Source organism: Paenibacillus arenosi (assembly GCF_014841135.1).
Lineage (GTDB): Bacteria > Bacillota > Bacilli > Paenibacillales > Paenibacillaceae > Paenibacillus_B > Paenibacillus_B arenosi.
Genome location: NZ_JACYTN010000002.1, coordinates 376,962 through 397,043 on the forward strand (window position 1 = coordinate 376,962; position 20,082 = coordinate 397,043).

The 20,082-nt window shown below is 43.5% G+C and carries 22 protein-coding genes; all 22 read right to left on the reverse strand.

All coding sequences use genetic code 11. The annotated features are described in order from the left end of the window. Nucleotides 1-21: 21 nt before the first annotated feature. The 22 genes from trpA to IFO66_RS04860 all read right to left on the reverse strand — a co-directional run bounded on the left by trpA (nucleotide 22) and on the right by IFO66_RS04860 (nucleotide 20,026). The gene (trpA, locus tag IFO66_RS04755) at nucleotides 22-843 is read right to left on the reverse strand and encodes a tryptophan synthase subunit alpha (RefSeq protein WP_192024021.1); all 822 of its coding nucleotides are present in this window, start codon (nucleotides 841-843) and stop codon (nucleotides 22-24) included. Then, nucleotides 836-2,053, reverse strand: coding sequence for a tryptophan synthase subunit beta (gene trpB, locus IFO66_RS04760; RefSeq protein WP_192024022.1), 1,218 nt, complete (start codon nucleotides 2,051-2,053; stop codon nucleotides 836-838). The genes trpA and trpB overlap by 8 nt, the downstream gene beginning before the upstream one ends. After that, entirely contained in the window at nucleotides 2,019-2,726 is a 708-nt protein-coding gene (locus tag IFO66_RS04765; protein ID WP_192024023.1) for a phosphoribosylanthranilate isomerase, read from the reverse strand. Before IFO66_RS04765 ends, trpB begins: the two co-directional genes overlap by 35 nt. Next, complete coding sequence (gene trpC / locus IFO66_RS04770; RefSeq protein WP_192024024.1) at nucleotides 2,723-3,547, reverse strand: indole-3-glycerol phosphate synthase TrpC; 825 nt, start codon at nucleotides 3,545-3,547, stop codon at nucleotides 2,723-2,725. The genes IFO66_RS04765 and trpC overlap by 4 nt, the downstream gene beginning before the upstream one ends. Continuing rightward, on the reverse strand, nucleotides 3,537-4,577 hold the full coding sequence (gene trpD, locus IFO66_RS04775; RefSeq protein ID WP_192024025.1) for an anthranilate phosphoribosyltransferase: 1,041 nt from the start codon (nucleotides 4,575-4,577) through the stop codon (nucleotides 3,537-3,539). The genes trpC and trpD overlap by 11 nt, the downstream gene beginning before the upstream one ends. 692 nt (nucleotides 4,578-5,269) lie before the next feature. Further along, the gene (aroH, locus tag IFO66_RS04780; RefSeq protein ID WP_192024026.1) at nucleotides 5,270-5,644 is read right to left on the reverse strand and encodes a chorismate mutase; all 375 of its coding nucleotides are present in this window, start codon (nucleotides 5,642-5,644) and stop codon (nucleotides 5,270-5,272) included. Nucleotides 5,645-5,652: 8 nt separating this feature from the next. After that, the gene (gene aroB, locus IFO66_RS04785; protein ID WP_192024027.1) at nucleotides 5,653-6,768 is read right to left on the reverse strand and encodes a 3-dehydroquinate synthase; all 1,116 of its coding nucleotides are present in this window, start codon (nucleotides 6,766-6,768) and stop codon (nucleotides 5,653-5,655) included. Nucleotides 6,769-6,778: 10 nt separating this feature from the next. Beyond that, a complete protein-coding gene (gene aroC, locus IFO66_RS04790) occupies nucleotides 6,779-7,948 on the reverse strand; it encodes a chorismate synthase (protein ID WP_192024028.1) in 1,170 nt (389 codons plus the stop codon). A gap of 194 nt (nucleotides 7,949-8,142) precedes the next feature. After that, entirely contained in the window at nucleotides 8,143-8,949 is an 807-nt protein-coding gene (locus tag IFO66_RS04795; protein ID WP_192024269.1) for a CheR family methyltransferase, read from the reverse strand. A 194-nt stretch (nucleotides 8,950-9,143) separates the two neighbouring features. Then, nucleotides 9,144-9,587 carry a nucleoside-diphosphate kinase gene (gene ndk, locus IFO66_RS04800; RefSeq protein WP_028593534.1) on the reverse strand — a complete coding sequence of 148 codons (444 nt, stop codon included), beginning with the start codon at nucleotides 9,585-9,587 and terminating at the stop codon, nucleotides 9,144-9,146. 142 nt (nucleotides 9,588-9,729) lie between these two features. Next, entirely contained in the window at nucleotides 9,730-10,704 is a 975-nt protein-coding gene (gene hepT / locus IFO66_RS04805) for a heptaprenyl diphosphate synthase component II (RefSeq protein ID WP_192024029.1), read from the reverse strand. Nucleotides 10,705-10,712: 8 nt separating this feature from the next. After that, entirely contained in the window at nucleotides 10,713-11,585 is an 873-nt protein-coding gene (locus tag IFO66_RS04810) for a menaquinone biosynthetic enzyme MqnA/MqnD family protein (protein ID WP_192024030.1), read from the reverse strand. Next, entirely contained in the window at nucleotides 11,533-12,186 is a 654-nt protein-coding gene (locus IFO66_RS04815; protein WP_192024031.1) for a UbiX family flavin prenyltransferase, read from the reverse strand. Before IFO66_RS04815 ends, IFO66_RS04810 begins: the two co-directional genes overlap by 53 nt. Beyond that, a complete protein-coding gene (locus IFO66_RS04820; RefSeq protein ID WP_192024032.1) occupies nucleotides 12,186-13,055 on the reverse strand; it encodes a UbiA-like polyprenyltransferase in 870 nt (289 codons plus the stop codon). The genes IFO66_RS04815 and IFO66_RS04820 overlap by 1 nt, the downstream gene beginning before the upstream one ends. After that, complete coding sequence (locus IFO66_RS04825; protein ID WP_192024033.1) at nucleotides 13,048-13,785, reverse strand: demethylmenaquinone methyltransferase; 738 nt, start codon at nucleotides 13,783-13,785, stop codon at nucleotides 13,048-13,050. Before IFO66_RS04825 ends, IFO66_RS04820 begins: the two co-directional genes overlap by 8 nt. 88 nt (nucleotides 13,786-13,873) lie before the next feature. After that, nucleotides 13,874-14,704 (reverse strand): heptaprenyl diphosphate synthase component 1, encoded by an 831-nt coding sequence (locus IFO66_RS04830; RefSeq protein ID WP_192024034.1) that lies wholly within the window; start codon nucleotides 14,702-14,704, stop codon nucleotides 13,874-13,876. An 84-nt stretch (nucleotides 14,705-14,788) separates the two neighbouring features. Continuing rightward, nucleotides 14,789-15,361, reverse strand: a complete 573-nt coding sequence (locus IFO66_RS04835) for a hypothetical protein (RefSeq protein ID WP_192024035.1) — start codon at nucleotides 15,359-15,361, stop codon at nucleotides 14,789-14,791. A gap of 116 nt (nucleotides 15,362-15,477) precedes the next feature. Continuing rightward, nucleotides 15,478-15,699 (reverse strand): trp RNA-binding attenuation protein MtrB, encoded by a 222-nt coding sequence (gene mtrB, locus IFO66_RS04840; RefSeq protein WP_192024036.1) that lies wholly within the window; start codon nucleotides 15,697-15,699, stop codon nucleotides 15,478-15,480. Between the two features lie 88 nt (nucleotides 15,700-15,787). Further along, a complete protein-coding gene (locus tag IFO66_RS04845; RefSeq protein WP_028593525.1) occupies nucleotides 15,788-16,060 on the reverse strand; it encodes an HU family DNA-binding protein in 273 nt (90 codons plus the stop codon). Nucleotides 16,061-16,239: 179 nt separating this feature from the next. Next, nucleotides 16,240-17,247: an ABC transporter permease subunit gene (locus IFO66_RS04850; protein ID WP_192024270.1), complete on the reverse strand. Its 1,008-nt coding sequence runs from the start codon at nucleotides 17,245-17,247 to the stop codon at nucleotides 16,240-16,242. Nucleotides 17,248-17,261: 14 nt separating this feature from the next. Next, the gene (locus IFO66_RS04855; protein WP_192024271.1) at nucleotides 17,262-18,782 is read right to left on the reverse strand and encodes a sugar ABC transporter ATP-binding protein; all 1,521 of its coding nucleotides are present in this window, start codon (nucleotides 18,780-18,782) and stop codon (nucleotides 17,262-17,264) included. Nucleotides 18,783-18,886: 104 nt separating this feature from the next. Further along, nucleotides 18,887-20,026 (reverse strand): sugar ABC transporter substrate-binding protein, encoded by a 1,140-nt coding sequence (locus tag IFO66_RS04860; protein WP_192024037.1) that lies wholly within the window; start codon nucleotides 20,024-20,026, stop codon nucleotides 18,887-18,889. Nucleotides 20,027-20,082: the final 56 nt, after the last annotated feature.

Here is a 20,082-nt window from a genome sequence, read left to right on the forward strand (position 1 = left end):
CAGGGTATCAACTTGCTAAAGTTATGATTTTAATTCTCGCACAAATTTACAAATTTGCAATACCCCTTCTTGAGCCGTTTGAGGAGATTTTAACAATGGAAGCGCCTCTTCGATTTGACGAACAATAGCACTTCCAACAACAACTCCATCACAGTGTGAAGAGAATCTACGTACGTGCTCTGCATTAGATATACCAAATCCGATCGCGATTGGTAGATCTGTTGCTGTACGAACTTCATGCAAAAACTGTTCTATATTAGCAGCAAATGAACTCCGAACGCCTGTTACACCTAATGATGACACACAATAAATAAACCCGCGGCCATGCTGTGCAATTTGTTGGACCCGCTCCTTCGAAGTTGGCGCGACTAGCGGCACAAGATGAATCGAGTAACGATCCGCTATTTCTCGAATAGGTGTACTCTCTTCAAGAGGCAAATCAGGGATAATAATGCCGCTGATCTCGGAGCCTACCATTTCCTTAAATAATTTCTCTGCTCCATATTGAAACACAGGATTGTAGTACGTAAACAGCACATAAGGAATGTCTGCACCACGTTCTCTAGCTTTTTTCGCTACTTGTAAACTATCCCGAATCGTAATATGGTTCTGCAACGCACGGGCTGAAGCACGTTCGATAACAGGCCCATCGGCAAGCGGATCTGAGTAAGGTACACCTAACTCAATAATATCCGCTCCTGCCTGTTCCATACCAAGCAACAAATCTAACGTAACATCGATATCAGGGTCTCCAACCGTAATAAACGGAATAAGTGCCGTTTTCCCTTCTGACTGTAATTTTTCGAATGCTGCATCCATACGATTCATGACGGTGTTATTCATGTTTATTTCCCCCCAGTACTTCCATGATCGTACCAACATCCTTATCCCCGCGACCAGATAAACAGATTACTAACAACTCATCTTTCTTCATCGTAGGAGCAAGCTTTATCGCTTGGGCTACAGCATGAGAAGATTCCAAGGCAGGGATAATCCCTTCTGTACGGCACATAAATTGAAGAGCATCCAGTGCTTCGTTATCTGTAATTGGTGCATAAGTTGCTCTGCCGGATGCATTTAAGTGAGCATGCTCTGGCCCAACACCTGGGTAATCAAGCCCTGCCGAAATGGAGTGTGCTGGCTGCACTTGACCAAACTCATCTTGCAACAAATAGCTTAATGATCCCTGAAACACACCTGGTGTACCCAAAGTCATCGTTGCCGCATGTTCTTTCGTTTCAACACCTCGTCCTGCAGCTTCCACGCCTACAAGCTTGACACTAAGGTCATTTATAAATGGATAGAACATTCCCATCGCATTGCTTCCACCGCCAACAGCTGCAACACATACATCTGGCAATCTTCCTTCTAACTCTTGTATTTGTCGTTTCGTCTCGTCCCCGATAATACGTTGAAAGTCACGAACGATCATCGGATAAGGATGAGGTCCTACTACAGAACCCAAAATATAGAATGTATCCGTCACGTTAGAAACCCAATAGCGCAATGCTTCATTTCCGGCATCCTTCAATGTTCTTGTACCAGAAATAACAGGTACCACCTCTGCACCAAGCAGCTCCATACGGAACACATTCAGCCGTTGACGTCTCATATCTTCCTCACCCATAAATACCTTACACTCTAAGCCAAGCAGTGCACATACGGTAGCTGTAGCTACACCATGTTGTCCCGCTCCAGTCTCTGCGATTACCTTTTTCTTGCCCATTCGTTTGGCTAGTAAAGCCTGACCTATAGTATTGTTTATTTTGTGAGCCCCTGTATGGTTCAAGTCTTCTCGTTTTAAATAAATCTTCGCACCGCCGAGCTCATTTGTCATACGCTCCGCATAATAAAGAGATGTCGGACGACCTGAATAGCTTTGCAGCAGTTGCTTGTACTCCGTCTGAAACTGCTCATCATTTCGGTATAATTCATAAGCTTGCTCTAGCTCAATTAATGCATTCATCAATGTTTCAGGGACATACTTTCCACCAAACTGACCATAACGTCCGTTCCCATCAGGATAACGGTAAACTTGTTCTTGTATGGACATGCTGTCTCACCCTTCCTATAAATGTGTCTACTTTACTCATGTCTTTGATTCCGTCTGTCTCGACACCGCTGGAAACGTCAACCCCATCAAGCTCATAGCCTGATAGTAAACTACCAATGTTGCCCGGATTTAATCCGCCTGCCACATACAGCGGCATACCTAATTGCTGGGCACGAGATTGGTAAAATGGGATCACATCCCATTGAAACACTTTCCCCGAACCCCCACCCTGAACCGGATCATGAGTGTCGAGCAACAATAAGTCAATGTATGGAGCTGCTTTCGCTAAGCGTTCAAACTGATGATTCAATTCATCCTCAAAATCTATTTTTCCAACGTTTGATATTGGCAATGTTAACCAAACATCCATATTACTATTTTCTTTCACCCATCCACAAATGTCTAGCTGTTCATTTGCATGAAATTGCAGCGCCTGCACCGTGCAGGATTTCATGACAGGCTTCAAACTTTCAGTGTCAGCATTCGCAAATACACCCACTGTATGAGGAATGTGAACTTGCTCATTCTCTAATTGATTTAGAATGGATTGAACGGTATCAGGTGACACTTGTCTGCGACTTTTCGCAAATACAAACCCGATATGATCAGGATTGCATGCAATGACGCCTCTAGTCATCTCCAAAGACGTCATCCCGCATATTTTAACGTTCATGAATTCACACTTCCTGTGGTAGATGACACCTGTTCAGCGGGCTTCATCAGATCGTGCACAGCCTCTCCAATGTTGTCATTTCGCATAAAATGCTCCCCTATCAGCACTGCATCGACACTGGACTCATATAGATGAGCAATATGTTCGGGCAAATGGATACCACTCTCACTCACTAATGTGCAGTGATTAGGGACCAATTGACGCAATTGATCCGTCTGAGCCAAGTCTGTAACAAAGGTGTGCAAGTTACGGTTGTTAATGCCAATTAATTCAACATGCTCCAAGTTCAACACACGGTGCAGTTCACTTTCTTCATGCACTTCAATTAAAGCTTCCATTCCCAGCTCTTTGCTTTGTTCGAATAATTCCTTCAGCTGCACATCATCTAAAATGGCAGCAATGAGCAAAACCGCGTCCGCCCCTATTAATCTTGCTTCAAGCAACTGCTCACGACTGATGATAAAGTCTTTGCGCAGCATAGGAACATTTACTTGAGCCCGAACTTGCTTAAATATATCGATTCCACCCTGAAAATAGGAAACATCGGTCAATACCGATAATGCATCAGCACCCGCATTAACGTAGCTTTGCGCGATCTCTATCGGATTAAATTGCTCTCGTATAATCCCTTTAGAAGGAGATGCTTTTTTCACTTCGGCTATTAATCCCATTCCACGACTGCGCTTCGTCGTAATCGCTTCTCGTAATGAGCGCACTGGCATTAACATAGATATATCTGCTTCTGCTTGAGTAACGTTCAAATGCTTCTGCAGTTGTTCAACTTCTGCCTTCTTCGTTTCTACAATACGATTAAGAAACATGACTCATCCCTCCAGTTGTCTCGATCAATTGTTGCAGCTTACTGTTTGCCTTTCCAGTATCTATCATATTAGCAGCAATTTGTACCCCTTCACGTATGGAATCTGCCTGACCTGATACATAAATGCAAGCACCTGCGTTTGCCAGTACGATATCTCGATGCGCACCGCGCTCCCCATTTAAAATATTTATGATAATTTTTGCATTATCTGCCGCTTCGCCGCCAAGTACGTCACTCAATGACTGGGTTCGTAAACCCATATCTTCAGGGGTGAGTTCATACGTCCGCAAATCTCCATTTCGCAATTCACTTATTCGAGTGGGTGCAGACAAGCCAATCTCATCTAATCCATCGAGACTGGATACAACCATAGCGCGCTTCAATCCGAGCTCTCGCAACACAGCTGCAACAGTCTCGGTTTTAGATTTGTCATAAATACCAAGCAACTGTCGATCTGCCCCGGCTGGATTTGTCAATGGACCTAACATATTAAATACGGTACGTATGCCAAGTTCTCTACGGGGGCCGGCAGCATATTTCATTGCAGGATGGAACATTTGAGCAAACATGAAGCAAATTCCGATACGATCTAAACATTCTGCAGCACTCTCACTCGAAAGATGGATATTCACACCTAATGCTTCTAACACATCTGCACTGCCTGAACGACTAGATGCTGATCGATTTCCATGCTTTGCAACGCGAACAGATGCGGACGCCGCAATAATAGCAGATACAGTCGATACGTTGAGCTTATGGATTCCTGATCCGCCAGTACCACATGTATCAAGTAATTGTTCACGAGACGTGATTACCTGTTTCGCAGCATTTCGCATCCCTTCAGCCAACCCAGTTATCTCATCGACCGTCTCACCTTTAAGTCGAAGACCAGCAAGTAACGCACCAATCTGAGCAGGTGTTACATCACCGCGCATAATATCTTCCATGACATGCCTAGCTTCTTCTCTTGTTAAGCTATCTCCGCTTAATAACTTACTTAAAGCTTCCTTCACACGATAATCATTTGTCATATGATCCTCTCCTTTTCGTTTCTTGTTTTTATAAGCAACTATGTCCGTCGTAACATCTAAATTTATTTATGATGTAATGGAGATTACTAGTTTCCTAATTGAATTACTTACAATAGCTTCTTGTCAGCGAGTTGTACTTCGTGACGTTCGCCAATCTTCTAATTGGTAATTCGGTATGTGTGAGAAACGAAAAAGAGAAGATATTGAACTCGTGGGATCATTCCTGCGTTTATTCATTGGAGGAATCATCGCGCACACTCCTTTCCCTTACTTGCATTTGTTAGGGAGAGACAGGTGTTCAACAACAAAAAAACCTCTGCTTCCGCAGAGGTGTGTTGAACGCGATGATAAAATTGAAGAAATAAAAGGTGTTGTTATCAGAATGCAAGGTGCATGAAGTAAAGACAATGATGCCCATACATCAACTATCCATGCATAAGTATGGACGTATAGAAGATATACCAATACCAATTAATGTTCCACCCTTGTTACACAAACAAGACTATGGACACATAGCACTGACTACTCTTCTTAGCTCCATATATCGAAATCTGATAATCAAAACACGCTTAAACTCAACTCTACTCATCTAATCTCATCTCAACTACACTATACTCAACTCTGCTAATGCCAACTATACACTAGCATGTGGAAGTCGTCAATGACGGAATCACATGCTCATAGCTATTCCACTATGAAGCCGGTCCAGCCAGATCAGGACGCAGCTGTGCCGACTCCTTTAAATACACATGCTGGATAGCTTCTTGTGATTTTTCAGTATTAATGTGCACCATTAATCGTATACATTTAGGCAAACTACCCTCCACAGGTATTTCCAATGCACACATAATAGGAACGAGCTCCCAATTCGGCAATGTACGGATAGCACGTGCCGGGAACGTTGCATTTAAATCCTCAGTCATTGTAATCCAAACACTTGAAATGGATTCTGGCTCAACGCCATTACGTTGAACGATTTCATCAAGCAGCTCTGATGTTGCTTGTAAAATTTCATCTGCATCATTTGCTTGCACGGTTGTTGCTCCACGTATTCCCCTCACCCACATCGTTAAGCCTACTCTCCTTTCAATTTATCCACTACACTGCGCACAAGCTCAATAGATATATCATGCCTAATATCTACTTGGCCCACTGCAGTTGGAATGACAAATGTCGTTCTCCCGCCACTAAATTTCTTGTCATGCATCATAGCTGCCATTATAGCGTCTGTTTCATAATGTGACGGAATGGAAGTTGGTAAGCCGAAAGCCTCCATTATGCGACGAGTATATGCGACAAGTTGTGAATCTTCACCGAGTAGTACGGCCAACTCAGCTGATCCTACCATACCAATAGAAATTGCCTCCCCGTGAAGCAGTTCGCCATACTGGCCTACTGCTTCAAGTGCATGGCCAATCGTGTGCCCTAAATTCAAAATGGCGCGTAAATTTTGTTCACGCTCATCTTTAGAGACGACCTGCGCTTTCACATTACAGCCCATATAAATGCCATATGCTAGCTTCGCCTCATCTAGAGCAACTAAATCATCAGCATGTTCGAAACACCAATCCGAAAATGCTTTATCCCAAATTAAACCGTGCTTAATCATCTCAGCAAGGCCAGCACGAACTTCTCTAATTGGAAGCGTATGAAGCGTATCCAAGTCAAAAATGACCGCCTCAGGCTGATGGAATGCACCAATCATATTTTTTGCCAACGGGTGATTTACAGCTACTTTACCGCCTACGCTGCTATCATGAGCTAAAATGGTAGTAGGAAGTTGAACAAATCGAACACCTCTCATGTACGTAGCCGCTACAAAGCCTGCCAAATCCCCGACTACACCGCCACCAAGCGCAAGAACCGTCGATTTACGATCCAAACCAGCCTCAATGGCAGTAGTCATACACGCTTCATAATGTGATAAAGATTTAGATGATTCTCCTGAAGGCACAATATGTACAGCTGTCTTATAGCCACCTTCTTGCAGAGCATGCTGTACAACCGCAAGATGATGCTTAGCAACTTGCTCATCGGATACTAGCAAAAGCGGGCTCCCATTTGATATGCCACGTTCAAGCAGTAACGCACTTAAGCGAAGGAGTAGACCACTCCCTATCCATATCGGATAGGAGCGATCCTCCAAAGAGACGACAAGTTCACGACATCCCAAAGACTGATTAATATTCATATCTCTCACCTTAGTACTGTGCTAACTGATTCAAGTAATTTTCGTAGTTGGAACGAATTTCTTCCATGGAGTCTCCGCCAAATTTCTCAAGAAATGCCTTAGCAATTTCCCAAGCAACTACATGCTCCATCACGACGCTTGCAGCAGGTACTGCACAAGCATCTGAACGCTCTACTTGAGCTGTGAATGCTTCTTTTGTGTCAATATCAACGCTGCGTAACGGCTTGTACAAAGTCGGTATCGGCTTCATAACACCACGAACAACAACAGGCATACCATTGGTCATACCACCTTCAAAACCGCCTAAGCGATTCGATGAACGTGTATATCCATGTTCACCGTGCTCTATTTCATCATGGACCTGTGAGCCACGAAGAATACCTGCTTCAAAGCCGATTCCAATCTCAACGCCTTTGAAAGCATTAATGGACATAACTCCTTGTGCGATACGGCCATCCAGCTTGCGATCGTATTGAACATGACTTCCTAATCCTACAGGCAGCCCTTCCACGATACACTCGACAATACCACCGATAGAATCGCCTTCTTTTTTAATCTGATCGATGTAAGCTTCCATTTTCTTCTCGGTTTCTTCATCCACTACACGCACAGAAGACTGTTCTGTACGCTCGATTAATTCATCAATTGAAATATCTCCTACAGGAGGTGCCTCAATCTCACCAATACGAATAACGTGACCTGCAATTTTGATTCCAAATTGCTCAAGAAGTTGGCGAGCCAGAGCACCACAAGCTACTCTAGCAGCAGTTTCACGTGCACTTGAACGCTCCAATACATTGCGCAAATCTTTCAAGTTATATTTTAATCCGCCGTTCAAATCCGCATGTCCAGGGCGCGGACGATGCACGCGGCGTTTTTCTTCGTCTGTTCCTTCGATCGGTTCAACATTCATAATGGAAGTCCAATGCTTCCAGTCTTTATTTTCAACTACTAACGCAATTGGCGCACCCGTTGTACGTCCATGGCGAACACCGCCTACGATTTGCGCAGTATCTGTTTCAATTTGCATGCGACGACCACGTCCATAGCCTTTTTGACGACGTAGCAAATGGTTGTTCAACTGTTCAAAATCTACACTCATATTACTAGGCATACCTTCTATAATAGCGGTTAATTGCGGACCGTGGGTTTCACCAGCTGTCAAAAATCGTAGACTCATTTACTGTTCCTCCTTTAAGCTGTGATGCTGTGAATGGCTAAAATCTACTCTTTGCTCATTATAGTATAGGTGACATGGTTTGACAAGAAAGCATCAACTGCATGCAGCAACCCTCTAGCATAAAGAAGCAAAGATTACATCTATGTAAATCTAGCTATTACAACTATATATCCCTCATTACTGCGAGATTCTAACTATAATTTACGATAGAAAAACGTCTCCTGTGTTTCTAATCCATATTGAGCAGGATTAAAGATTTGTTCTGTACTGCCTACAAATAGCATTCCACCTGGTCGAAGCGCTTGAGAGAACTTTTTATAAAGTTCATGCTTTGCTTCTTCCGTGAAATAGATCATAACGTTGCGGCAAATGATCAAATCCAGGTTCGATTCGAACTTGTCCAACAATAAGTTTTGCTTTCGAAATTGAATATGCGGCTTCAACATATCATGAATGCGATACATATCCCCATCTTGCTTATAATACTTTTGTTGAAAAGCAGGCGGTACATCTTTCAATGCACGCTCGATATAAATACCATCCTTTGCACGCTGCAATGCATTCTCATCAATATCCGATGCAAAAAGAGTGGTTTGCTTAAGACAATGTTTATCATCCAAAATCATCGCTAGCGTATACGGCTCTTCACCCGTCGAACATGCAGCACTCCAACAACGGAGCTGTTTATTTTCCTCCATTAATGCAGGAAGAACGCGATCTTTCAACACTTCCCAGCGGTTCGGATTCCGCCAAAATTCAGATACGTTGATCGTCATGCGGTCTAAAAACTCATAAAATAGCTTCTTGTCTGCATTCATAGCATGCGCAAATTGTTCGAAGGTTGCATAACCGTTCTTTACTCGCAGCGTCGTAAGTCGACGGCGCATTTGTGCTTCTTTGTATTGCGATAAATCAATTCCTGTCTTTTGTTTAATGAGCTGTATAAATGTCGTATAATCAACATCCTCTTCTTTTGAATATACGATTGTACGTGTAGGCATATCGGCTAGCGCAGCCAACTTTTCGGCTTTTGTCTGTTCATTGTATGTAGGTCTCTCCATTTGCTGCTTCTCCCATCATTTTTCATAAGTACTGTTTCTTCACTTATATCATACTAACAAGGACTATGCACCAATTAAAAAAGGCACGACGAAAAAAATTCGTCATGCCTGTTCGTATAACAACACTATTCGACTTAAATCCAAGGTTCAATCGTACGAGTATATCCAAGCAACTCGCTATCGCTGAACATATTAGCAATCTCACGCTCAGCACTTTCAGGTGCATCAGAACCATGCACAAGATTGAAGTTCGTATGTGCAGCATAATCACCACGAATCGTTCCTGGTAATGCATCAGCAACCTTTGTCTTGCCAATCATAAGACGAGACAGCGAAATGACATCGTCACCTTCCCACACCATAGCGAACACTGGACCAGAAGTGATGAAGTCTACCAATTCTCCGAAAAATGGCTTTTCTGCATGCTCGGCATAATGACGCTCTGCTTGACCACGCTCAATAATCATCAACTTACCTGCAACTAGCTTAAATCCCTTGCGTTCAAACCGGCTTACGATCTCACCAATCAGGCCACGCTGCACGCCGTCTGGTTTAACCATGATGAATGTGCGTTCCATACGTTCACTCCTTGATACTTATGTGAAGTTGTCCAACACAGAAAATTATACCAGATATTGTTTGTAAGCGCATCCTTTTCAAAAAATATAGCCTATGCATTTATAGCATAACGAATGTATTGCTACTGCATAAGCTCTATTTTTAGTGATTTCGATTTGCGATGAAATGCGCGATATCTTTTAAATTACGCTTTGCACGTTGATTAGGCAGCTGCGCAAGCGCATCCATTGCCTTTTGTATGTAGCGATCTGCTAACTGCTCCGCAATCTTAATTCCATCGCTGTATCGAATTAAATCAAGCGCTTCTGTCGCATCCGAATGACCATTGTTCAAACGTATTTCGTCAATATGTTTAAGCAACGGCTCTTGCAAACGAGATTCTTGCAGCGCGTACAAGACAGGAAGTGTAATGTTCCCTTGTAAAATATCATTACCCGGCGGTTTGCCCAACTGTGATTCCGTGCCAATCAAGTCAAGCACATCATCACGAATCTGGAATGCCATCCCAACGTTGTATCCATAGCGATACAATAGTCGACTCACATTACGATCAGCACCTGCTGCTAAAGCTCCTAATTGACAACTGATGGCGATTAGGAGTGCCGTCTTTCTGCGGATACGTAGTAAATACTGGCGAACAGATTGACTCGTATTAAAGAAATCACGGATTTGTTCCATTTCTCCTAGACACATCTCAACCATAGCTTTGGAGAGAATCAGATGAATATCTGGATTTTTCAATTCCGTCACAAGAGTCAATGCTTTACCATAAATAAAGTCGCCCGTATACATAGCAATCCGATTGTCCCATTTTGACTTAACCGTCATGCTGCCTCGACGTGTATTCGCGTCATCAATGACATCATCATGCACGAGGGAGGCCATATGAATTAATTCTAGCGGCACAGCAACTTTTTTGAGCTGCTCCAAATCGTATGTGCCAAACTTGCCCGCTAGCAGAACAAATACTGGTCGTATTCGCTTGCCGCCAGCCTTTAACAAATGCAGTGTCGTTTCATTAAGCAATTCGTGATCAGAGACGACCGTACGCTCCAGCTCACGCTCAATATAGGACACGTCATTTTTCATTGTTGCATAAATATCCCACAATTTCATACCGTCACCTAACCAACCTTATTTTCAGACCATATATCAAGTTGAACATGATGATCAATAAGACCTAGCTCATAAGCATATTCAAAATACAACTGCAACCCTTGCTGCTGCCTTGGACCAAAATCATAGTTCAAGTTTGCAAAATAGTGCCGCCAAAACTTCTCTGTACCTCCGACTCGTTGTACAGCCGTATGAATAAGTGGTTCTGGGTTAAGAATACTTTTGTGCTTGCTTTGCTCAAAAGCATCAACGATGCGGCCAATGTCAGAAGGGTGACTCACGAGTGCCTGCTTACGCACAGCCCATACCGCGAATGTCATCCAATGGCCTGTCCATTCTTGCCACATTTGCCCTAAATCCAACACCTGATAGCGCCCATGCCGCTCATTGTCCCAATATGCACGAATCGCATGATCACCTATCAATAAGGCAGCATCGGCATTTTCCATCATTCCCTCAAGTTGGGGGTCCATAGAAATATAGCTAGGTTGAGCGCCATAGCGCTTCTCAGCTATAATCTTGAACAAATTAATGGAAGTAGCAGAAGACGTAGTTAATGCAATCGTACCTTCTAGCGCTTCCATCAATGGCTTATTCAAAAATAGCAAAATGGAATTGACCGCCCCATAGGCACTAACCGACAAATCAGGGAATAACACGTAGTCTTCACTGGATTCACCATACGCAAACGCTGATATAGGTCCCATATCGATATTCCCTTCCTTCATCGACTTATTTAAGGTCGAAGGAACGGCAGGAATTAGTTCAACAGGCAATAACGTTTGTTCAGGCTTAAAGTGATAGAAAATCGGCCAAACATTCGTATAATCAATTTGACCGATTCGTATCGTTCTCTTCTGCGGATTCAACGGAATGCTCATTAGTCTGCTCTCCCCACCTTGTAAACAGCTGATGATCGATATCCAAGCTATCCAATACCTTTCCAACAAGGAAGTTTACGATGTCATCCAATGTTTGTGGACGATAATAAAAGGCAGGCATCGCAGGGACTATTTTGACACCTAATCGGGACACCTTGAGCATATTCTCAAGGTGTATAGCATGCATTGGCGTTTCACGAGGAACTAAGACGAGTGGTCTTCCTTCTTTAATCATGACATCAGCCGCACGCGCCATCAAATTATCAGATGTACCATGAGCGATGGCAGACAGTGTCCCCATTGAACACGGCATAATGATCATTCCTTTAACGCGGAATGATCCGCTTGCAATACTTGCCCCTATATCTTGTATAGGATGATATTGAATGCGTTCAGCAGCATCACCAAACGCTTCCTTAATCGCTTCCTGCCTTCTAGTCACTTGCCAATCTAGCTCTTCTTTAAGTACACGCCAGCCAGCGTCAGAAATGAGCAAATGAACGAAGTGACCAGCAGCAAGCAAAGATTGAACAAGACGTATACCATATATAGCTCCGCTTGCTCCTGTAATGCCTACGATCCAACGTTCAGAGCGACTCATTAGCGCAGCACCACCAAGTCAAGTAAACTAAATACAAATACTACGACGCTGAGCACTCCATTCATGGTGAAAAACGCAGTGTTCAAGCGTGTCAAATCATTCGGCTTTACGATAAGATGCTCATAAATCATCAAGCCTGCAGCAATTAATGTTCCAATGAGATACAACCAGCTTAGCTCCGTCATAAACGTTAACGATATAAAGCCAATTGCTGTCACAATATGAAAACCGCGAGCTATCATAAGCGAGTTTGCAATACCAAAACGAACAGGAATGGAGTGCAAGCCTTCCTTCTTATCGAATTCATAGTCTTGACATGCATACACAATATCAAACCCTGCCGTCCATAAGGCGACGGTCAAGAAAAAGACCATTGCAGTCCAATCAACGACATTCGTTACAGCTACCCAGCCACCTAGCGGCGCAAGCGCAATTGTTAAACCAAGAATAACATGACAGAGCCAAGTAAAGCGTTTTGTAAACGAATAAAATACGAGCATAAACACAGCAATAGGCAATAATAATAAAGATAATGGCTGTAACTTTAATGCCGCCCATATTAATAATCCAAATGAAACAACCGTAAACACGATTACTTCACCAAACTTCAACAACCCTGCTGGAATCGCTCGATTAGCTGTACGAGGATTTTTCGCATCATATGCTGCGTCAATAACTCGATTCAATGCCATAGCAGCACTGCGCGCACCTACCATAGCAACTAGAATCCAGCCAATCTCCGTCCAGCTCGGCATTCTACCTTGTAAAGTTATTGCACCTAGAATGGATCCCATAAACGCAAATGGCAAGGCAAAAAGCGTATGTTCAAACTTGATCATTTCAAGAAATACTTTTATTTTATTAAACATGTTCAATCCCCTTCGTCCCCATATGAAGCGCAGCTACACCCATAAAGAATGGCTTCACTTCAACTCGTTCCAATCCCGCTTCCTCAAACATACGGGCCAATTGTATATGATCAGGGAAAGAAGCCTGAGATTCCGACAGCCACTGGTATTGCTCATATCGCTTCGCCACCATTTTGCCCATCATCGGCATCAACTTCTGGAAGTAGAAATTATAAATACCTTTAAAAGGCTGCGTAGAAGGCTTAGAAGTCTCTAAGCAAACGACTTTTCCACCTGGTTTGACGACTCGACGCATCTCACGAATAACCTGCATATAGTCAGGCACATTGCGCAAGCCGAATCCAATCGTCACATAATCAAACGTATTGTCCTCAAACGGAAGTTCCATCGCATTGCCTTGCACAAGCGTTATTTGCTTGTCCAAGCCTAGCTTGTCTACTTTGGTCTTACCATGTGCTAGCATATTCGCACTGAAATCCAAGCCGTAAACCGCTCCCGTTTCCGTTGCTTGTGCAAGCTGAATCGTCCAATCACAAGTACCGCAGCATAGATCGAGAGCCTTCTGCCCACGTTGAACGTTCATCTTCTTCATCGTGTACGCTCTCCATGCTATGTGGCGACGGAAGCTTATGATGTCGTTCATCACATCGTATTTCGGTGCGATATTTTCAAATACCGCATGTACATGTTGCTCTTTAGCTTTGCCTTCCTTCGGCGAATGTGTCTTCACGTCACGTCACCTAGTCCTTTCATCGCCTATTTAACAACTGGTTCGTCACTTATCGGCGTTAAGATACAGCTTGTACACAAATACAAACCTATATCGCAAGTTCAGAAACAATTGACTCCACAAAAGAAGATTGCGTATCGCTCACAATTGCACCTAAAATGGTGGACAATCGCTCTTCAACAGACTTCATTCTCTCATGCAAAATCAACTCTGGCTTGCATTGCTGCAGCAACTCATTCCACTCCTGCTCGATAATTCCTTCATGCTGCCAACGATTAAGTTGAGCGGATGATGCATGTGCCATAACGAACCAATATGTCCAACTATGAGACTCCACAGCATGCTGTTTCACCATCTCTAACTCTTCTTGAATTACTTCTCGTTCACTAATTAAATCAAGCAATTGTTCGTATAATTCAACATCAGCACGATTGAGCCATTCATTAAAAGCGTGGAACAGACATTGTTTTATTTTCACTGCTTGCTCATAATAGCGGCTGTGATTCATAGATCCATCACGCACACTAGCAGCTACGGTCATCTTCAAGCGATTTACTTCACAAACTGCTCGACTAAGCAGCTGAATCGCTTCAATTTGCCCCACTTCGGCTAACATTTGATAAAAGCGGCTGCTGAAATAGTCTCCTGCCAGCACTTTGAGCTGTCGAGAACGCATATTCCGATCACTGGTGGAACTACTCGCATACTCAACCGTATGATGCGTATCGATTCCAAGTTGTACAAGTAACGTTACCGCTGCCATACGTTCCGTAATCTGTTGGTTATCTTCGTTCCGCTTCAAAAAGGCGTACAGCAAAGCTATCCGCTCATTCGCGAACGATGGCAGCTTCGTGTGCGCCTGAATCATGTCATGTCCCACATAACGCTTTACTTCTTGCGGAATAGCATATCCTTTCATCCTCGTGCCTCCGAATGCAATCATCCATCTGGATGTCGTGATCTTGATTATTATAGCATATTGTCAGTAAGACGGTGATATTTTTTATAGCCTAACACGCGCTCCAAATTGTTCAGTCCACAGTGTTGTATAACTCAATCGCATGGCTCGTATCGCTTGAACGGAAAGGGGATGTCCATTTTGGACTAGCTCATTCAAGACAGATGCGGTGACTTGATCGCGAAGTGAATCCAATGCGAGCAGCACATGTTTTTGGCGACGTTCTTTATTTTCAATGATAACTCTAAGTTCCAAACGATTAATATTGTCCGTCTCATAAAAACTAAAGTGAAGCCAGCGGTACAATTCTTCATAAATGATTCTCGGGTGATGGATACTGGCAGCTACACGGATGTCCAGTGATAGTAAGCCTGAATCACTCCATTTCACACGGCTAATAGGCAATTGAGTAGGCAAAGAGAGCAGCGCATCTACAAGCTTATCATTTTCTATGTGCATGGCTTGATTAATCGTACTCATCATTGGCATTGCTTTTAGCTCATTGCCATGCAAGCTGCGCCCTGAGGACAACATTCCTAGAGCAAAGACTACAATCGTAACGCTCAATATGTATAACGTCGTGTTACGGAGTGCTTTCTGCCATCTTCGCAACTTCACACACCCTTTCGCCTTCCACTAAGTCATCGCAAAGACATACTACCAGTGTCGACGGACGAACTTATGTCCATACCTCATTCTATAATGAAAAAAAGCAGGCTATGCCTGCCTTTATTCTAATCGTCTTTATCCGTATGAACTGTACCATGCTTGCTCATAACCATAGCTTTGCCGCGAATCTTGATTGCAGACGTATGATCCGTGAATTGTGCAATGAGAACCTCATTCTTGTCTAATTTTTCGGTGTGATGAAATTTTGTATCTTGCCCTCTTGTCAATCCGATAACTTGTACGCCTTGTTCTTTCGCCTTAATGACAACAAAATCCGTTTGTTCCACGTCAACCCCTCCTTATTAAATAAGTGTACCACATAAAGTAAGCCGTGACATTCGTCACGGCTGAGCAAAGACAGTCCTATGTAAAAGCCTATTTGATGCCTTCTTTCAACGCTTTGCCTGGTTTGAACGCAGGGATCTTGCTAGCAGGGATCTCGATCTCTTCACCCGTTTGCGGGTTACGGCCCTTGCGAGCGGAACGCTCACGAACCTCGAAGTTACCGAAGCCTACCAACTGAACCTTATCGCCTTCTTGCAGTGCAGTGGAAATCGCTTCGAATACTGCGTCTACAACTTTTGTTACATCTTTCTTAGGAAGTTCAGTTGACTCAACGACTTGCGTAATCAATTCGGACTTGTTCATGTATGCTCACCTCCCGATTCAAGTATGTGGTTATCCATTGTTTACACTAGTTCCTATAAAAATATACCTAAGTATATCCTATACGGAGTCCCTTAGCATGTAATCGTACATTTGGAACAAATTTATAGTAATATACCCTCAGATCAATTGCAAGTAGCGATATGACTGCTACTTATAAATTATGAAGAAGAAGAACGCCCTCGATTCACCACATAAAACGTAATCGAAAGTGCCAACACGAGAACCGTCCCTTTAATAATATCGTGTGTGTAATACTGCAAGTTCATCATCGTTAATCCATTAACAAGCACACCTATAAGCAGCGCACCTATAAAAGTACCGAATACATTCGGTTTGCCCGCTCCAAAAACAGAGAAACCAACAAATACAGCCGCTACTGCCTCCATCAAAAGTGGCGCACCTGCATCAATTTCTCCCGTTCCTACTCTTGATGTAAATAAAATACCACCAATTGCAGCGCAAATCCCTGATATAACATAAGCCAGTGTCCGAATTCGATTCACTCGGATACCAGACAAACGTGCAGCCTCACGGTTGCCACCAGTCATATACATCTGTCTGCCAAAACGAGTATAACGCAGCAGCAGATGTGCAGCTACAATAGCCAGCACCATGAACAGTACAGGGATAGGAACGCTGAGGCTACCAATATAGAACTCTCCTTGACCAATCGTCTGAAATGACGTTGTAATAACACCTGGAGCCTTAGTGCCGTCAGGGAATAACATATGATCATTAATGGAGTAGCCTTTTGTATACGTCTTGTGAATACCTGCAATTATGTACATAACAGCTAGCGTCGCTAATAGATCAGGAACACGAAATTTGATAATAAAAAGTGCATTCAGCAAACCTACTAAAGCACCAATTAATAGTGGCACTCCAATGACGACGATCATCGGCATTTCATACCACACCATCATTGACGCGGTTACGACGGTCGTAAGTGAAACGGTAGAGCCTACTGACAAATCAAATCCATCCACAATCAATGAAAAAGTAACACCTAACGCCACAAAGGTTACGATCGATATGGAAGCCATAATATCCCCAATATTAGAGGCCGTCAAAAAATGTTCAAGCCGCAGTGAAAAGTAGACAAACACTCCAATGACTACAAATATAGCTCCATAACGGAATAAAAAGTGCAATAGTTTATGTTTAATACCTACTTCCATACTTATAGCTCCCCTTCTTTGCCGGCGCTAGCGTAGAACAAGAGCTGTTCTTGGGTAGCTGCATGTCGATCAAATTCTTGAACTATCTTCCCGTCACACATCACAAGAATTCGATCTGCGATCCCTATCGCTTCTGCAAATTCGCAAGTAAAGTACAGAATGGCATGTCCCTGCTTCGCTAAATCACCGATAATTTGAAATATATCCTCTTTCGCACCGACATCAACACCTTTGGTAGGCTCATCAAATACATATACATCCGCATCGGATTCCAGCCACTTTCCGATTGCTATTTTTTGTTGATTACCACCGCTTAAATATTGAACCAGCGTCTGAATCGATGCTGTTTTAATTCGAAGTTTTTCGACGATTTCCGCCGCAAGTTGACGTTCTTTCTTAGCGTTAATCCACCCACTCCAGCTCGATAGTTGGTTTAATAGGGGGAGACTCACATTGGTTTCCACCGATTCATGTACGATAAGCCCTTGTTTGCGTCGCTCTTCCGGTACTAGTACAACTCCCTTTGCAATCGCATCCGCAGGCTCCTTGAAGCGAACCGACTGGCCTCTAATGTAGATGGAACCCGCTTCGGGCTGCTCCACACCCGTTAATAATCTTGTAGTCTCCGTTTTACCTGCTCCAACGATACCAACCACAGCCACAATTTCGCCGCTATGTACAGAAAAATCAACACCACGAACTCGATGACCAGATATGAGATTTTTCGCTTCCAAAACAACTTCACCGATCGGAACAACTTCCTTTTGCACCCGCTCCTCTAGCGTGCGTCCTAGCATATGACTGACGACATCCTGTATCGATAGCTTCGAAACATGGTCTGTATGAACCCTAACCCCATCTCTCATAATCGTAATACGATCACAAATAGCAAATACTTCAGGTAAGCGATGCGATATAAAAATGACGACGAGCCCTTGCTCTTTCATCAGCTGCATAACAGCAAACAGTCGTGCAGCTTCCTCCTGACTAAGGGGTGCTGTAGGTTCATCAAAAATAACCACTTTCGCCTGCCCAATAAGTGTTCTTGCAATAAGAACCATTTGCTTTTCTGCCAATGATAGCTCTGACACGAACTTTGTTAGTGGTAGCTCCACCCCAAGCTTGGCACATGCATCAGCCGCCTGCCGCTGCTGCTGAGCAGGACTAACCCACCAAGATGCTGTGTCTTGCGCCATCTGATCCAACATAATATTTTCTGCGACCGTTAATTGTGAGACAAGCGCGGTATCCACTTCTTGATAGACACAGTAAATCCCCACACTACGCGCGTCTTTCGGCTGCTCAATTTGCAGCTCCATCCCGTGCAGTTCGATCTGGCCTGCATCGGATGAATAAGCGCCAGAGAGCACTTTCATAAGCGTACTTTTCCCAGCCCCATTTGCTCCCAAGAGTGCATGGATTTCACCACTATATGCTTCAAAATCAACTGCCTTAAGTGTCGGTACCCCATTAAAACTCTTTTCTATACCCACCATGCGTAATAAGGAGCGAGAGAGAGCCATATCACTCTCACTTCCCTGCTCCTTATTTACGATCGTGGGTGAAGATTCTGCTGCGTATCGTGTTGTCAGCGTCATATCAGCCCCACCTTTGCTGGATATTGCAATTATTTATATGGAAACGACTTCATCCACTCTTTCTCCCCTTGCTTGCTGCCGCTCCAACCTTGTACATACTGTCCAAGTTCATTTGTTGATACTTGTTTGTCTTTTGGCAGATCATCACGCTTTACAAATACCGGTTCAAGGACAACACGATCTTCTGTTTGTTCACCGTACAACTTTTGATATAAATAGCGCACTTGTACACGCCCGATGTCTTTCGGATCAACAGCAGCCGTTGCAATCCATGGACTAGACTGATCTTGAAGCATTTGCAAATCCTCATCACTCATATCGATACCATATACTTTGATTTCATCCCGGCCTGCTTGCTTGATCGCTCGTGAAGCACCTTTAGCGAATTCATCCCAGGCAGCCCACACGGCCGTAATATCACCTTTATTAGGATACTGCTTCAAAATAGCTTCCATCTTAGCCTGTGTATCCAATGCTGTACTGCTGGATGCAGCACCAAATGCCGCAATTTCTTTAATATCCGGATATTTTTGTTGGAAAGCAGCATACGCCGTCTGACGACGTTCCATCGGGGCAAATCCAGCTACCCAGATTTTCACGATATTTCCTTTTCCACCCGCATCCGCTGCCAACTGCTCTAATGTCAATTCAGCCATTTTCTCATCCCCTTGTTCGAGGACAGTGACACCCGGAATATCTAGTAACGCATCAAAGGCGACGACAGGAATCTTATTTTCCTGTGCCTTCTTAATCCCTTTCGTCAATGCCTCTGGTGTGCCATGATCGGTTAAAATACCATCAAAGTTCTGGTTCACAGCCATATTTACGTATGTAGCCATCTTAGATTTATCTCGTTCAGCGACGAACACCGTCAACTCTCCACCAAATCGCTCTACTTCTTCCTTAACGCCTTCAGCATACTGCTGCGAGAACGTTCCTGTATTTAATTCCATGACTAGCGCGATCCGCTTGCCTTTTAGATCCTTTTCGTTCTCAACTTTATTTTCTTCCTGCTGATTTGCTGTTTTCGTTGTTTGTGTCGTTCCACTCTCACTACCACCTGTCGACTGTCCTGCTGACTTAATTCCACATGCAGATAAAATGATAGAAAAACATAAAATAGCAGAAAACATTCCCCACATGCGCCCTCGTCTCAACGTTGTCCCCATCTCAACATCCCCTATTGTATATTTAGCGTGCTTATAACCAACATTTTCCGCACAAC

Bases quoted from the DNA above. Each gene is read 5' to 3' on its own strand.
- trpB (WP_192024022.1), bottom strand. From the start codon at position 2,053: ATGTCCATACAAGAACAAGTTTACCGTTATCCTGATGGGAACGGACGT.
- IFO66_RS04830 (WP_192024034.1), bottom strand. From the start codon at position 14,704: ATGAAAGGATATGCTATTCCGCAAGAAGTAAAGCGTTATGTGGGACAT.
- aroH (WP_192024026.1), bottom strand. From the start codon at position 5,644: ATGTGGGTGAGGGGAATACGTGGAGCAACAACCGTGCAAGCAAATGAT.
- IFO66_RS04810 (WP_192024030.1), bottom strand. From the start codon at position 11,585: ATGAGCATTCCGTTGAATCCGCAGAAGAGAACGATACGAATCGGTCAA.
- IFO66_RS04860 (WP_192024037.1), bottom strand. From the start codon at position 20,026: ATGGGGACAACGTTGAGACGAGGGCGCATGTGGGGAATGTTTTCTGCT.
- trpC (WP_192024024.1), bottom strand. From the start codon at position 3,547: ATGTTTCTTAATCGTATTGTAGAAACGAAGAAGGCAGAAGTTGAACAA.
- trpD (WP_192024025.1), bottom strand. From the start codon at position 4,577: ATGACAAATGATTATCGTGTGAAGGAAGCTTTAAGTAAGTTATTAAGC.
- IFO66_RS04820 (WP_192024032.1), bottom strand. From the start codon at position 13,055: ATGTTTAATAAAATAAAAGTATTTCTTGAAATGATCAAGTTTGAACAT.
- IFO66_RS04795 (WP_192024269.1), bottom strand. From the start codon at position 8,949: ATGCCTACACGTACAATCGTATATTCAAAAGAAGAGGATGTTGATTAT.
- IFO66_RS04845 (WP_028593525.1), bottom strand. From the start codon at position 16,060: ATGAACAAGTCCGAATTGATTACGCAAGTCGTTGAGTCAACTGAACTT.
- hepT (WP_192024029.1), bottom strand. From the start codon at position 10,704: ATGAAATTGTGGGATATTTATGCAACAATGAAAAATGACGTGTCCTAT.
- ndk (WP_028593534.1), bottom strand. From the start codon at position 9,587: ATGGAACGCACATTCATCATGGTTAAACCAGACGGCGTGCAGCGTGGC.
- trpA (WP_192024021.1), bottom strand. From the start codon at position 843: ATGAATAACACCGTCATGAATCGTATGGATGCAGCATTCGAAAAATTA.
- IFO66_RS04765 (WP_192024023.1), bottom strand. From the start codon at position 2,726: ATGAACGTTAAAATATGCGGGATGACGTCTTTGGAGATGACTAGAGGC.
- aroC (WP_192024028.1), bottom strand. From the start codon at position 7,948: ATGAGTCTACGATTTTTGACAGCTGGTGAAACCCACGGTCCGCAATTA.
- IFO66_RS04815 (WP_192024031.1), bottom strand. From the start codon at position 12,186: ATGAGTCGCTCTGAACGTTGGATCGTAGGCATTACAGGAGCAAGCGGA.
- IFO66_RS04855 (WP_192024271.1), bottom strand. From the start codon at position 18,782: ATGGCTCTCTCTCGCTCCTTATTACGCATGGTGGGTATAGAAAAGAGT.
- aroB (WP_192024027.1), bottom strand. From the start codon at position 6,768: ATGAATATTAATCAGTCTTTGGGATGTCGTGAACTTGTCGTCTCTTTG.